This window comes from Ruegeria sp. SCP11, assembly GCF_040329455.1.
Lineage (GTDB): Bacteria > Pseudomonadota > Alphaproteobacteria > Rhodobacterales > Rhodobacteraceae > Ruegeria > Ruegeria atlantica_E.
Map to the genome: position 1 here is coordinate 522518 of NZ_JBDZYG010000001.1, position 14139 is coordinate 536656.

The 14139-nt window shown below is 57.5% G+C and carries 11 protein-coding genes and 1 tRNA gene; 8 read left to right on the forward strand and 4 right to left on the reverse strand.

Going from position 1 to position 14139, the window contains the following annotated elements:
* Window positions 1-5 precede the first annotated feature (5 nt).
* A complete protein-coding gene (locus ABLN94_RS02640; protein ID WP_352988829.1) occupies window positions 6-473 on the forward strand; it encodes a DUF192 domain-containing protein in 468 nt (155 codons plus the stop codon).
* A 43-nt stretch (window positions 474-516) separates the two neighbouring features.
* Window positions 517-593 (forward strand) — tRNA-Pro (locus ABLN94_RS02645).
* Between the two features lie 10 nt (window positions 594-603).
* Here ABLN94_RS02645 and ABLN94_RS02650 read toward each other — a convergent pair.
* Window positions 604-1041: a hypothetical protein gene (locus ABLN94_RS02650; protein ID WP_352988831.1), complete on the reverse strand. Its 438-nt coding sequence runs from the start codon at window positions 1039-1041 to the stop codon at window positions 604-606.
* A 518-nt stretch (window positions 1042-1559) separates the two neighbouring features.
* On the opposite strand from ABLN94_RS02650, the gene ABLN94_RS02655 reads away from it, so the two are divergent.
* Complete coding sequence (locus ABLN94_RS02655; protein WP_352988833.1) at window positions 1560-5180, forward strand: vitamin B12-dependent ribonucleotide reductase; 3621 nt, start codon at window positions 1560-1562, stop codon at window positions 5178-5180.
* Between the two features lie 550 nt (window positions 5181-5730).
* Entirely contained in the window at window positions 5731-5976 is a 246-nt protein-coding gene (locus ABLN94_RS02660; protein WP_170493118.1) for a hypothetical protein, read from the forward strand.
* A gap of 48 nt (window positions 5977-6024) precedes the next feature.
* On the opposite strand, the gene ABLN94_RS02665 is transcribed toward ABLN94_RS02660, so the two are convergent.
* Window positions 6025-7569 (reverse strand): trimethylamine methyltransferase family protein, encoded by a 1545-nt coding sequence (locus tag ABLN94_RS02665; protein ID WP_352988834.1) that lies wholly within the window; start codon window positions 7567-7569, stop codon window positions 6025-6027.
* A 420-nt stretch (window positions 7570-7989) separates the two neighbouring features.
* Here ABLN94_RS02665 and ABLN94_RS02670 point away from each other — a divergent pair, with 420 nt between their 5' ends.
* Window positions 7990-8508 (forward strand): outer membrane protein, encoded by a 519-nt coding sequence (locus ABLN94_RS02670; protein ID WP_352988836.1) that lies wholly within the window; start codon window positions 7990-7992, stop codon window positions 8506-8508.
* 6 nt (window positions 8509-8514) lie between these two features.
* Here the strand turns inward: ABLN94_RS02670 and ABLN94_RS02675 are convergent, their stop codons facing one another.
* Window positions 8515-9705, reverse strand: a complete 1191-nt coding sequence (locus ABLN94_RS02675) for a pyridoxal phosphate-dependent aminotransferase (RefSeq protein WP_352988838.1) — start codon at window positions 9703-9705, stop codon at window positions 8515-8517.
* A gap of 59 nt (window positions 9706-9764) precedes the next feature.
* On the reverse strand, window positions 9765-10109 hold the full coding sequence (locus ABLN94_RS02680; RefSeq protein ID WP_352988840.1) for an MmcQ/YjbR family DNA-binding protein: 345 nt from the start codon (window positions 10107-10109) through the stop codon (window positions 9765-9767).
* A gap of 216 nt (window positions 10110-10325) precedes the next feature.
* Between ABLN94_RS02680 and cysS the strand changes: the two genes are divergently transcribed.
* From cysS to ABLN94_RS02695, 3 genes are read left to right on the forward strand one after another with little or no spacing between them, the layout of a single operon-like run.
* Complete coding sequence (gene cysS / locus ABLN94_RS02685; RefSeq protein ID WP_352988842.1) at window positions 10326-11723, forward strand: cysteine--tRNA ligase; 1398 nt, start codon at window positions 10326-10328, stop codon at window positions 11721-11723.
* Window positions 11723-13357 carry a citramalate synthase gene (gene cimA / locus ABLN94_RS02690; protein ID WP_352988844.1) on the forward strand — a complete coding sequence of 545 codons (1635 nt, stop codon included), beginning with the start codon at window positions 11723-11725 and terminating at the stop codon, window positions 13355-13357. The genes cysS and cimA overlap by 1 nt, the downstream gene beginning before the upstream one ends.
* Window positions 13354-14136 carry a squalene/phytoene synthase family protein gene (locus ABLN94_RS02695; protein ID WP_352988845.1) on the forward strand — a complete coding sequence of 261 codons (783 nt, stop codon included), beginning with the start codon at window positions 13354-13356 and terminating at the stop codon, window positions 14134-14136. Before cimA ends, ABLN94_RS02695 begins: the two co-directional genes overlap by 4 nt.
* Window positions 14137-14139 lie beyond the last annotated feature (3 nt).

Below are 14139 nucleotides of genomic sequence, written 5' to 3' on the forward strand. Positions count from 1 at the left end.
CGAACATGTTGAAATCTCTCGCGGTTCTTGCTGGTTTAACAACGCTATGGACCGGAGAGGTGTTGGCGGCGTGCCAGAATGACCGAGTTAATCTGCGCAACGACAAGACACAGATCAATTTCAACGTAGAACTCGCAATTAGCCGGCAGGAAAGAGCGCGTGGCTTGATGTTCCGCGAGTCGATGCCGAAACGTTCGGGCATGTTATTTGTATTTGATCCGCCGCAACGGACAGCGTTCTGGATGAAAAACACGCTGATTCCCTTAGACATCATTTTTCTGGATCGCACCGGTACGGTTGTCCACGTCCATGAAAATGCGATTCCTGAGGATGAGACGCTGATCGAAGGTGGGGATTCGGTCTTTGCGGTGCTTGAAATCAACGCGGGGCTGGCGTCGCGCTACCTGATTACGCCGGGAACGCAGATGCAGCATGAAATTTTTTCGCAAGGTCCTGCAATTTGGCCCTGTTAGGGCTTTTCAAATCAGAACGGCATCGTTAGGAAGGCGCACGGTCCGGGGCGTGGCGCAGTCTGGTAGCGCACCTGTTTTGGGTACAGGGGGTCGTAGGTTCGAATCCTGCCGCCCCGACCACTTCTTCAACTCATGTTGGTGATCCACCCATAGACTGGAACAGAGCGCTAATCGCCTGATCCAGTGCTTTACTTTCCACTGGAACCTGAACTGATGCGCCTTTCTGTTGCGGCACATTGAAAAACAACTCGGCGTCTACACGGTAGCCCGTTGAGTTTTTGGTCGAGACCATCCGCAATATACTTTTGGGCAGGTCCTGCGGATATCCGTCGTAATTGAGAATCAGATAGGCGGTGGTTTCGGGGGGCAGCAATTCGGCGCATTCAAACACTCGGCTGCCAGTTTTCCTGAACTCTTCGCCCGGTCCGTTGCATTCGATCTCAAACGTGTCGAACAGCCGTTGAGGGTAACTGTCGAACTGCGCACTGCGCGAAGGTGGGGGCACATCTTGTGGTGCACAGGCAACGAGAAGACCGAGAACGGGAAGTAAGCGAAACGTTGTCAGCACGCCTGAGTCCTTTTCTTAACCGATTTGCACATTGTGCGACCTATTTATCTTGCCGTGCGTCTGGGTTTTGATTCTTAAACAGCCTAGCCACCTTACCTTCGGATTACCAAATGCCGGTAACTATGCTGAGAAAAACAGTTAATTCCTCTGAGCGATTATGAAACCACGCGTGATGCGTCGTGGATGAATCTGTGGAGGAATCGGACTCTTCCGGCCGGAACTATTCGGTCAACAAAAAAGATTTCAAAAATGACTGAAAAATGGCGTTGACGATCTATGGGTGAATACGCCAAATTGTATGAGCCGAAAGGGATGCCACTAAATCTGGTAGAATAACCGGGGCAAGGCATAGGGCGAGGGTTGGAAAGCACATTAATTTAACGTGCAACCGTAACGTCGGTTTCGCGCTGTTAAAAGCAGCGCCCGGCCGTTTGCGCCCATTTTTCTGGCACGGCGGATAGGTCGCTGAGACGTACCTGACGCTAACGGACAAGTTGTTTGAATCTAGGGCTGCGGACATGAAGATTGACAGGAAATTCACCAAATCGGGGCAGGACGCATACGCAGAACTGGACTTCGTGTCCGCAACATCCGAGATCCGAAATCCGGATGGAACTATCGTTTTCCGCCTGGATGACATCGAAGTCCCCGCAAAGTGGAGCCAGGTCGCTAGTGACGTCATCGCGCAGAAGTATTTCCGCAAGGCTGGCGTTCCGACCGCTCTCAAAAAGGTGAAGGAAAAGGACGTTCCCGAATTCCTGTGGCGTTCCGTTCCCGCTGAAGGCGCTGAGTTTAGTGGCGAAACGTCATCAAAGCAGGTGTTCGACCGCTTGGCAGGTGCGTGGGCGTATTGGGGATGGAAAGGCGGCTATTTCTCGACCGAGGAAGATGCGCGCGCCTATTTCGACGAGATGCGTTACATGCTGGCAACCCAGCGCGCGGCACCGAACTCTCCTCAGTGGTTCAACACCGGTCTTCACTGGGCCTATGGAATCGACGGCCCGGCGCAGGGGCACCACTATGTCGACTACAAAACTGGCAAGCTGACCAAGTCGAAATCCGCTTACGAACATCCGCAGCCGCACGCGTGCTTCATTCAGTCTGTCGACGATGATCTGGTGAACGAAGGCGGCATCATGGATCTGTGGGTGCGCGAGGCGCGCCTGTTCAAATACGGCTCGGGTACCGGGACCAATTTCAGCCATCTGCGTGCAGAAGGCGAAGCGCTGTCGGGTGGCGGCAAGTCCTCGGGCCTCATGGGCTTTCTCAAGATCGGCGACCGCGCCGCTGGCGCGATCAAATCAGGCGGGACAACCCGTCGAGCAGCAAAGATGGTGATCGTCGATGCAGATCACCCGGACATCGAGCAATTCATCGAATGGAAGGTGATCGAAGAGCAGAAGGTGGCCTCGATCGTTGCCGGATCGAAGATGCACGAGAAGATGCTGAACGGCATTTTCGAGGCCATCCGCAGCTGGGACGGCGCGCAGGAAGACGCGTATGACCCCAACAAGAATGACAGCCTGAAGAAAGCGGTTCGCGAAGCCAAAAAGGTCGCGATCCCAGAGACTTACATCAAGCGCGTTCTGGACTACGCCAAGCAGGGCCACGACAGCATCGAATTCCCAACCTACGACACGGACTGGGATTCGGAAGCGTACAGTTCGGTTTCGGGTCAGAACTCGAACAACTCGATCCGCGTGACCAACGCGTTCCTGACGGCTGTTGAAAAAGACGCCGACTGGGAGTTGATCAACCGCACCGATGGCAAAGTCGCTCGCACGGTTAAGGCGCGTGATCTGTGGGAAAAGGTCGGCCACGCCGCATGGGCCTGTGCCGATCCGGGCATCCAGTTCCACGACACGGTCAATGAATGGCACACTTGCCCCGAAGATGGTGAGATCCGCGGCTCGAACCCTTGCTCGGAATACATGTTCCTCGATGACACGGCCTGTAACCTGGCGTCGATGAACCTGCTGACCTTCCTCAAGGATGGTGAGTTTCAGGCGGCGGATTACATGCACGCCTCGCGTCTGTGGACCCTGACGCTGGAAATCTCGGTGACGATGGCGCAGTTCCCGTCGAAGGAAATCGCGCAGTTGTCCTATGATTTCCGCACCTTGGGTCTGGGTTATGCCAATATCGGCGGTCTGCTGATGAACATGGGCTACAGCTACGACTCGGTTGAGGGTCGGGCGATCTGTGGTGCGCTGACCGCGATCATGACAGGCGTGGCCTATGCGACCTCGGCTGAGATTGCCGGTGAACTGGGACCGTTCAAGGGGTACGAACGGAACGCGGATCACATGCTGCGCGTCATCCGCAACCACCGCCGCGCGTCGCAGGGCGTGACCGAGGGCTATGAGAAACTGGCCGTTAAGCCGGTGCCTCTGGACCACGACAACTGCCCGGACAAGCGTCTGGTTGATCTGGCCATGTCGGCTTGGGACGAAGCGCTGAGCCTCGGCGAAAAGAACGGTTACCGCAATGCGCAGGCCACCGTGATCGCGCCGACCGGCACCATCGGTCTGGTGATGGATTGCGACACCACCGGGATCGAGCCGGACTTTGCTCTGGTCAAGTTCAAGAAGCTGGCCGGTGGCGGTTATTTCAAGATCATCAACCGTTCTGTGCCGTCGGCGCTGGAAAAGCTGGGGTATTCCTCGTCTCAGATTGAAGAGATCGTAGGCTATGCGGTTGGTCACGGCACCATCGGCAACGCGCCGGGAATCAACCACACCTCGCTGACCGGTCATGGCTTTGGCCCGAATGAACTGGCCAAGGTGGATGCGGCACTGGAAAGCGCGTTCGACATCCGGTTCGTCTTCAACCAGTGGACGTTGGGTGAGGATTTCTGCACCGGCGTGTTGGGCATCCCGGCGACCAAGCTGAATGACCCGACCTTCGACCTGCTGCGCCATCTCGGCTTTACCAAAGCAGACATCGACGCGGCGAACGACCACGTTTGCGGAACCATGACGCTGGAAGGCGCGCCGCATCTGAAGGAAGAGCACTATTCGATCTTCGACTGCGCCAACCCGTGCGGCAAGAAAGGCAAGCGTTTTCTTGGGGTTGATAGCCACATCACCATGATGGCGGCAGCGCAAAGCTTTATCTCGGGTGCAATCAGCAAAACGATCAACATGCCGAATGATGCGACCATCGAGGATTGCCAAAAGGCGTATGAACTGTCGTGGTCGCTGGGTGTGAAGGCGAATGCATTGTACCGTGACGGTTCGAAACTGTCGCAACCTCTGGCAGCGGCGCTGGTCGAAGATGACGACGAAGCGGCGGAAGTGCTGGAAAGCGGATCGACACAGGAAAAAGCCGTCGTTCTGGCCGAGAAGGTAATCGAGAAGGTTGTGGTCAAGGAAATGATCCGCAGCCATCGCGAGAAACTGCCGCATCGCCGCAAGGGCTATACCCAAAAGGCGATCGTGGGCGGCCACAAGGTCTATCTGCGGACCGGTGAGTTCGAAGACGGCAAGCTGGGCGAAATCTTCATCGACATGCACAAGGAAGGCGCTGGCTTCCGGGCGATGATGAACAACTTTGCCATCGCTGTGTCGGTCGGCCTGCAATATGGCGTGCCGCTGGAAGAGTTCGTCGACGCCTTTACCTTTACCAAGTTCGAACCGGCGGGGATGGTGCAGGGCAACGATTCGATCAAGAACGCCACGTCGATCCTGGATTACATCTTCCGCGAATTGGCCGTGTCCTATCTGGACCGCACCGATCTGGCCCACGTGAAACCCGAAGGCGCAACCTTCGATGATCTGGGCAGGGGCGAGGAAGACGGGTTGTCGAATGTCTCGGAAATCAGCGACAGCGCGGCAACCAAGTCTTTGGAAGTGCTGAAGCAAATCAGCTCGACGGGTTACCTGCGCAAGCGCCTGCCACAGGACCTGATGGTGTTTAACGGCGGTCAGGCTGAAGTGAACGGCATGGCCGAGACCGCACCCACTTTCGAAACGCCTGCTGCTGAAACAGCTGTCGCAACCGGAATGGATGCTCGGACCAAAGCCAAGATGCAGGGGTATGAGGGTGACCCTTGCGGCGAATGCGGAAACTACACGCTGGTGCGCAACGGCACCTGCATGAAGTGCAACACCTGCGGCGCGACCAGCGGGTGTAGCTAAGGCAAACGCCCCGCCAGGCGGGGTGTAGGGACCTGGAATTCCCCCCCGGACTTCCGGTCCCGACGAATAGGGGGCAAGGCAAAGCCTGAGACTTACCACTAGGCGCCTTGCTTCACTCGGCCGACATGCCCGTGTTGGCCGGGAACAGGGTGGGGCGGAATATTTGCTCCCTCCCACTCTTTCAAGGGGCGGGTGCGCTCGTCCCATGCGCAGTCCAGGCCGCAGGCAAAAAAACACCGGGCGGTCAACGAAATGAGCCTGGAAGGCGAAACTGACAGGGGGCTTCGGCCCCCTTTCTTTTTTCCAGAGGTAAGTGGGAAGTTAGGCAGGGATTTGCCGGATTTTGCATTTCTCATCGGGCAAGACCCGCCGAGACGTTATGGGGGAATTTTGCCCGGCGGCTCGCCGCAAATGCGACTCTACCAAACACGCGGAGATTGGCGCGAAAGTGCCGGTTTCTCTCAATGCGGGTGACACTCAGGTGGGTTGCGGTGTTTCTAGTGCATGTCCGGACGCAAACACTCAAAAAACTCTATCAGGAGGCATCACAATGAAACCGCAATCTTTGGCCGCTCTTGCCGCCCTTGCATTTGGATTGCCCGCGCTGGCCGTCGCGCAGTCCTCGGCAGATGCAAATGGGGACGGTGTGCTAACGATCGAAGAAGTACAGGCCGTATTGCCTGACGTCGACTCGGATACTTTCTCGGCTATGGACGCTAATGGTGACGGTGCTTTGGACGAGGCCGAGATCGCTGTTGCGCAGGAAGCTGGCCTGTTACCGGCAACCGACGGTTAATCGGAAGCGAAAAGCGGCCGGAGCTTTTCCGGCCGCTTTTTTAAAGACTTACAAGGGAAGGTAAATGTTGAACTTTCCGCGAAGCTCTGCATCCAACAACGGATCGAACCGGGCCGGTGACGGAGTGGAAAGGATTTCCTCCTTCCGCTTGATCGCCTTTTGGATCAAGTCGGGTTTGCCAAGCTCCGCCCATTCCTTGGGTGAGGTGCGGTCTCCGAAGGTGGGATAAACGTAGTCTGCCTGCATCCGGCTGAGTGTCGCGTCGGTGCCCAGATAGTGACCCGGTCCACCCATACAGACCTCGGCGATTTGATCCAATGCCAGCGTTTCATCCGTGACTTCAATCCCGCGCACGCACCGTTGGGCCTGACCAATCAGATCATCGCTGAGGATTAGGCTTTCGTGGCAGAAGCCCAGCAGTGAGGCATGCATGCCTGCCGCTTCGTACACCATGTTCAGACCAGACAGGCCCGCCATGACGTTGGAACACATCTGCTCCCAGCCGGCCTGCATGTCGGGCAGTTTCGAATCCGACGCGCCGGCGGCGGCACCACCCGGCAGGTCGTAGAAACGGTGCATCTGGGCACAGCCTGCGGTCAGTAGGGCTTGCTCACCCGAACCTATGGACATGGCACCTGTGCGCAGGTCCAGGCCAAAGGGCCAAGTGCCAAAAATCGCTGGAGCGCCGGGGCTTACGGCGTTTACATAAACCAAACCAGCGAGGCATTCTGCCGTTGCCTGTGCGATCGCCCCCGCAATGGTCGAAGGCGCGGTGGCCCCAGCCATGCCGGCGGACAACAACAGAACGGGCATCCCGGCCTTGATGCACTCCTCCATCACTTCGCAGCTTTCTGTTGCGAATTTCATCGGCGGTACGACGAAGCAGTTCGAGTTCGACACGAATGGCCGCTCACGATATTTATCCTCTCCGCCCGCGATCATGTAGATCATCTCCATAGCGGGGGCGACGTGGCTGGGTTCCGTGAAAGACGTACCGATGTGTTTGAACGTGCCTGAACACGCGGCGTAGATCGTGTTCAGGTCCATCTCTAGGTTGTCCGCGATATCGCGGCAAACCATGGGGCGTTGTACGAAATGAATGTTTTCCAGTTGTTCGCAGATGCGCGCGGCATCGTGCAGATCCTGAACGGTCGAGTCGCGATATTCGTTGCCATGGACATCGACCATGCTAACCGCCGCACCTGCAGTGCCATAGTGAACCTTGGTGCCCGATAGCTCTAGATCGGTTTTTCCGTCACGACTATAAAGCGTGACCGAGCGGTTGGCCTTGGCGATTGTGTCTTCCACCAACGCGCGGGGAAAACGAATGCGGCCGTCATCGCCCAGAGTGCATCCGGCGGCGACCAGATAGTCGATACCGCTCTGTGGTGCGTCCGCCAAACCGATCGTTTCCAATGCGGTCAGCGCCGCTTCGTGGATGCGTTCGATTTGGGCTTGGGTCAGGACATTGAGGACACCGCCTTCCATGCCGGGGCGGACTGGGCGCAGGTGTTCGGGTAGGGACGTCGCACGGGCGGCACGACGCGCGGCGCGCCCGCCGCTGCGGGATGTGGTGCGGGTTTGATCGTTCATGGTTTGGATTCCGGTTTTTTGGGGGTCGTATCAGGGTGGCCGAGTTCACACACCTGATGGTCGACCACGCGCCGCACGACCGCGGTCCGCACCAATGGTGCGGCTGACCAGCCGAATCTTCCAAACATCGCTTTGCATTCAGGTCCTCACCTTGTGAAACGCAGTATCCCGATGTGCACTGTCCCAATCTGTTCTGTTTGCGACTTGGGTGCCTAAAAGCGAAGTATATATGCAGATGTCACACTGTTCATTTGTCTGCACAAGTTTTTCTCCGGCATGGGTAAAAATCTGTTATAGTTCCTTCACTTATTTAAGAGTGGTTCGTGATCTCAATTGAATATTAACGATCTCGGACCAAGTTTTTGAGTTACTACAACCTATGCGGTCGAAGCTCTGGCTTTTGGTTTTTAGGAGAGATTGATGAAAGCCCTTATGGCCCTCAGTTTCACGTTGGCAGCTGGCATCGCAGCCCCGTCAATGGCCGAGGATTGGACAGGGCCTTATGCCGGTTTCAGCTTTGGCTACACCGATGCGGACGGCCCAAACGGTTCAAGCGGTAATGATACAACTTTCGGACCGTTTATTGGCTATGATCGCGATTTCGGGAATTTTGTGTTGGGCGGAGAGTTGGAGTACAACCGTCTGTCATTTGATCTTAGTGAAGGCGAAGGCAGCCTCGACAGCATAACCCGCCTGAAACTGCGGGGCGGATACGATTTTGGTTCGGCCCTTGGATATGTGGTGGTTGGCGCGGCCAGACTGGACGCGTCCGTGGATAATGACACTGCAGCCGTTTATGGAATTGGAGTGGCTTATCCCATCAACGACCGCTTTATCATCAGCGGCGAAGCGTTGAGGCAGGAGTTTGACGACGTCACGCGGACAGATGGAGGGTTGGATTCAAACGTATTCAACCTGCGTACATCATTCCGGTTCTAAATTCCGCTAAGCTGTGACCGCGTGCTGTTCGGCCAGATCGGCTGCAAATTCGCATATCGTGTTCAGGGCGGTCGCGAAGCGATCATCGTCAATGGTCATCGCCACACGTATATGACCGGCAGCAGCAGAGCCGAAGCTTTCGCCGGGCATCACGGCGATCGCGTGAGTATCCAGCAAAGCATTGGCGAATCCTTCACCGCTGAGGCCGGTCGCGCGGATATCCAACATCAGATACATCGCACCCTGAGCCGGGATAAGACCCACGGTGTTTTGGGCTTCGAGAATTTCAACCGCGAGTGCACGGCGCCTGCGGAAGGGGGCGGCAATCTGCTCTTCTAACTCAGCACCTGCATTCAGCGCAAAGCTGGCGGCGTCCTGAATGAACCCGGGCACGCCATATGTGGTATGCGTCGCGAGATTGATGAGATGGCCAATCACCTCTTCCGGCCCGACCACCCAACCGCACCGAGACCCTGTCATGGCATGCGATTTTGACATGGAGCCAACAACCAGTGTGCGCTCGGCCATATTGGGCAGGGTCCGGGGCGAAATATGATTGCTATCCCAAACCTGTGTGTCATAAACTTCATCCGAAATTAACCAGAGGTCATTGTTGCGACAGACAGTGGCGATATCGTCTAGCGTCTCGCGCGAATACACGACCCCGGTGGGGTTGTTCGGCGTATTGATCAACAGAGAGACCGCACCGTCGACGGCAGCTTCGATCTGTTCAGCCCGCGGCTGGAACGCGTCTTCGGCTGTGGTCTGAACTGCCCGTGCCACAGCACCAGCACCCCGTATCGTGCCGGGATAAGTTGCATAGTAGGGGTCAAGAAAAAGGCCCACATCCCCGGGATCACAGACCGCAACATGAGCGGCGAAAAGGGCAGACTGGCCACCCGGTGTAATCAACACATTGTTGCGGGTGGTGGGTACGCCTGTACGGGCTTGCAGCCTGGCGGCCACGGTATCACGCAGCAAATCGGTGCCCGGCACCATGGCGTATCCGGTGTGACCTTGTCGCGCCGACAGGTCCATGGCCTCGAGAATCGACGGGTCTGTGCGGATGTCGTGCTCACCAATGGTAAGCTCGGTTACGGCATAGCCGTCACTGATCATTCGGCGGGCGCGGTAGAACACATCCCATCCGTCGCTGCCGCCTCCGGTCAGGTGAGTGATACGCTGCGACAACTTCATGGCCCGCTCCCGTCCTGTCGTTTTTTGGTGACAGGGCCAGAGCAGTAGCCGTTTGTCAATCAGCTTCGCGGGGGGAGTGTGGCCTGAGCCTTTTTAGTAAGCGAGGCGCGGACCAGTTCATACGAGGCGGTCAACCTGTGGTTCAACTCGTCTTTGTCGCAGTCGAAGGGCAGGCGAATCCAACTACGGTGGAAATACCGGGCGTTTTCTCCGACACAGGCGTCGATCAGCATCTGGGCGGTTTCGATATCCGGGGTTTTGACGGAAACGCCATCATTGGCCGTTCCGATACAGGCAAACATCTTGCCTCCAATTTTCCAAGCGTCATGTCCTCCACCCCACGGGTCGGAGAGTTCGGCACCAGGCAGGGTTTGGCAAATGGCATTCACTGTCTCGCGCCTCATGCATAATAGCGTGCGATGCGAAGCGACGGAACTCAAGGCTTGGCGTCTGGCAATCTGCATGATAGAGGAAATCCATGAACCCGATGACCTGCATCATTATCTGCTGCATTACCTGCTGATTTATCAAGCGGGCCGGTTTCTTTCGTTTTCATCCCTGAGACAAGTTGCTAAGCCCGCGTCAACGCGACACGACATGCTGTCTTTAGGAGCCGACCGATGACGACGATCAAACTGCACAACACCCGGACGCGGACGAAAGAGGATTTCGTGCCGATCAGCGCCGACAATGTGCGGATGTATGTCTGTGGACCTACTGTCTACGACCGTGCTCATCTGGGTAATGCGCGTCCAGTGGTGGTGTTCGATTTACTTTACAGACTGCTGCGGTACACCTACGGCGCGGATCATGTGACCTATGTGCGCAACTTCACCGACGTGGACGACAAGATAAACGCGACCGCTCTGGCCCGTCAGAAAGCCGGGGCCGCGGGTACGCTGGAGCAGTTGGTGCAGGAGCGTTCGGACGAGACGATCGGCTGGTATCTGCATGATATGGGCGCGCTGGGGGCGTTAGAACCAAACGAGATGCCGCGCGCAACGCAATACATCGGCCAGATGATTGCGATGATCGAGGGTCTGATCGAGAAGGGCCATGCCTACGCAGCCGAGGGGCATGTTCTGTTTGCCGTGGATAGCTGGAAAGAGAAATACGGTGCTTTGTCCGGGCGCTCCGTCGATGACATGATCGCGGGCGCGCGGGTCGAGGTTGCGCCCTACAAGAAAAATCCGATGGATTTCGTGCTGTGGAAGCCTTCAACCGATGAGTTGCCGGGTTGGGACAGCCCCTGGGGCCGGGGGCGTCCGGGCTGGCACATCGAATGCTCGGCCATGAGCTATGAACTGCTGGGCGACAGCTTCGACATTCATGGCGGCGGCAACGACCTGATGTTCCCGCACCACGAAAACGAGATCGCCCAGAGCTGCTGCGCGCATCCGGAAGGGGACTTCGCCCGCGTCTGGTTGCACAATGAAATGCTGCAGGTGGAAGGCAAGAAAATGTCCAAATCGCTGGGCAATTTCTTCACCGTGCATGATCTGCTGGAACAGGGTGTCCCGGGGGAGGTGATCCGCTTTGTGTTCCTGCAAACCCATTACCGCAAACCAATGGACTGGACTGAGAAGAAGGCGCGTGAAGCCGAGACAACGCTGCGCAAATGGCGGGCGCTGACAGCGGGCATCGAGCCCGCCGCCAGCGCGGCGCCCGCGGTTATTGCTGCGCTGAGTGACGACCTGAACACGGCGGGCGCTTTGGCGGAACTCTACCGTCTGGCTGCCGATGGGGACGTGGCTGATCTTCTGGCGAGCGCGCAGTTGTTGGGATTACTTGTTCCCGAGATGGGAGCCTGGGCGGATACCGCTTCGGTGGACTTGACTGCACATGCAGACCGGTTGGCGGATGCCCGGGCCGTTGCAATGCAGAACAAGGATTTTTCGGAAGTGGACCGACTGAAAGCCGCCTATCTGGCTGCAGGGGTGGAGGTTCGGATGAGCAAGGAAGGCGTTGAACTTGTACCCGGTGCCGGGTTCGATGCCGCCAAGCTGGAGGGGGTGTGATGTCAAAGGAACGCTTATACATCTACGACACGACCCTAAGGGATGGGCAGCAGACACAGGGAGTTCAGTTTTCGACCGCCGAGAAGGTGCAGATCGCGCAGGCTCTGGACGAGCTGGGCGTTGACTATATCGAAGGCGGTTGGCCCGGTGCGAACCCAACGGACAGCGCGTTTTTCGAGGTCGCGCCGAAGACCACGGCTCGATTGACCGCCTTTGGGATGACCAAGCGCGCCGGCCGGTCGGCTGAGAATGATGATGTTCTGGCGGCCGTGATGAATGCAGGCACGCAGGCTGTCTGTCTGGTCGGCAAATCGCATGATTATCACGTCTCTCATGCGCTGGGAATTTCGCTGGAGGAGAATGTCGAGAACGTCCGGGCCTCGGTCGCACATATCATGGCACAGGGACGTGAGGCTTTGTTCGATGCCGAGCATTTCTTTGATGGATACAAGGACAATCCCGCGTACGCGGTTGAGGTGTGTCGGGCCGCTCTGGAGGCCGGTGCGCGCTGGGTGGTGCTGTGTGATACCAATGGCGGGGCGCTTCCTGCGGAAGTGTCTCGGATTGTCTCTGAGATCATCGCTGCCGGTTTGCCGGGTGAGCGGCTGGGCATTCACACGCATAACGACACCGAAAATGCGGTGGCCTGCTCGCTGGCTGCCGTCGACGCGGGAGCGCGGCAGATTCAGGGAACTCTGAACGGGTTGGGTGAGCGGTGCGGCAATGCGAACCTGACCGCTCTAATCCCGACTTTACTGTTGAAGGAACCCTATGCGTCGGGTTTCGATACCGGCGTCAGTGCGGAGGCTCTGGCTGGTTTGACACGTGTCAGCCGGATGCTGGACGATATCCTGAACCGGGTGCCCAGTAAGCAATCAGCCTATGTCGGTGCTTCGGCTTTTGCGCATAAGGCGGGGCTTCATGCCAGCGCGATTCTCAAGGACCCGTCGACTTATGAGCATGTGGACCCGGGCGCAGTCGGAAATGCGCGGATCATACCGATGTCGAACCAGGCGGGGCAATCGAACCTCCGCAAGCGTCTGACCGAGGCCGGGCTGGTCGTGGAGAAGGGCGACCCGGCGCTGGGGCGTATTCTGGATCGGATCAAGCAGCGCGAGGCTGAGGGGTATTCATATGACACCGCTCAGGCCAGTTTTGAGCTGCTGGCGCGGGACGAGTTGGGGCAACTGCCCGAGTTCTTCGAGGTCAAGCGCTACAAGGTCACCGTCGAGCGGCGCAAGAACAAGTATAACAAAATGGTCAGCCTGTCAGAGGCCGTTGTTGTTGTGAAGGTTGATGGAGAAAAGAAACTGTCGGTCAGTGAGTCCATGGACGAGAACGGCAGCGACCGGGGGCCGGTGAACGCGCTTGCGAAAGCGCTGGCAAAGGATCTCGGACAGTATTCACAGGTGCTGGCCGATATGAAGCTGGTCGACTTCAAGGTGCGCATAACCCAGGGTGGCACCGAAGCCGTGACGCGAGTCATCATTGATAGCGAAGACGGGCAGGGGCGGCGCTGGTCGACCGTAGGCGTCAGTGCCAACATAGTCGATGCCTCGTTCGAGGCGCTTTTGGACGCGATTCAGTGGAAACTGGTGCGCGATTGCGGGCCGCATGCCGCGGTGGCGGAGTGACCGTAGAATTCGATGACGACATCAAAGCCTGCGCGGCTTTGGTGCATCGTGCCGACCCGGATCGATTCATGGCGGTAATGGCGGCACCAATTGCCGTACGACCTATGTTGTTCCCGCTCTATGCGTTGAACGTCGAGGTCGCCCGCGCGCCGTGGGTTACGCAAGAGGCGATGATCGCTGAAATGCGCCTGCAATGGTGGCGTGATGCATTGCAAGAGATTGCCGAGGGGCAGACAGTTCGGAGGCACGAGGTCGTAACACCTCTCTCACGGGTCTTGTCGCCGCATTTGGCAGCCATGCTAGATGAGTATGTCTCTGTAAGGCGTTGGGATATATACAGGGATCCATTTGAGGATGAGGCGCATTTCGAAGCTTATATCAACCACAGTGCTGGATCTTTGATGGTTGCGGCGGCGCAGGTTCTGGGGTCTGCGGACGACACCGTTCTGCGCGACTTCGGTTACGCGGTCGGCGTGGCGAACTGGTTTCGAGCCATTCCTGATCTTGAAGCGCGGGGTAGAATTCCGTTGTTGAATGGTACGCCTGAAGGTGTCCGGGCTTTGGCGGAAAAGGCTCTTGATCGACTGAAGAGCGCGCGATCAAACGCGTCGGGAGTTTCCGCGGAAGCACGGCCGGCGCTCTATGTCGGGTGGCAAGCGGAATGGGTTCTTCGGCAGGCTGTGGCGCGCCCGGATCGTGTCGCGACCGGTGATATGGCCCAGGGCGAAATTCGGCGTCGCTTATCCCTCATGTGGACTGTAGCCAGCGGGCGTTGGTAGGTT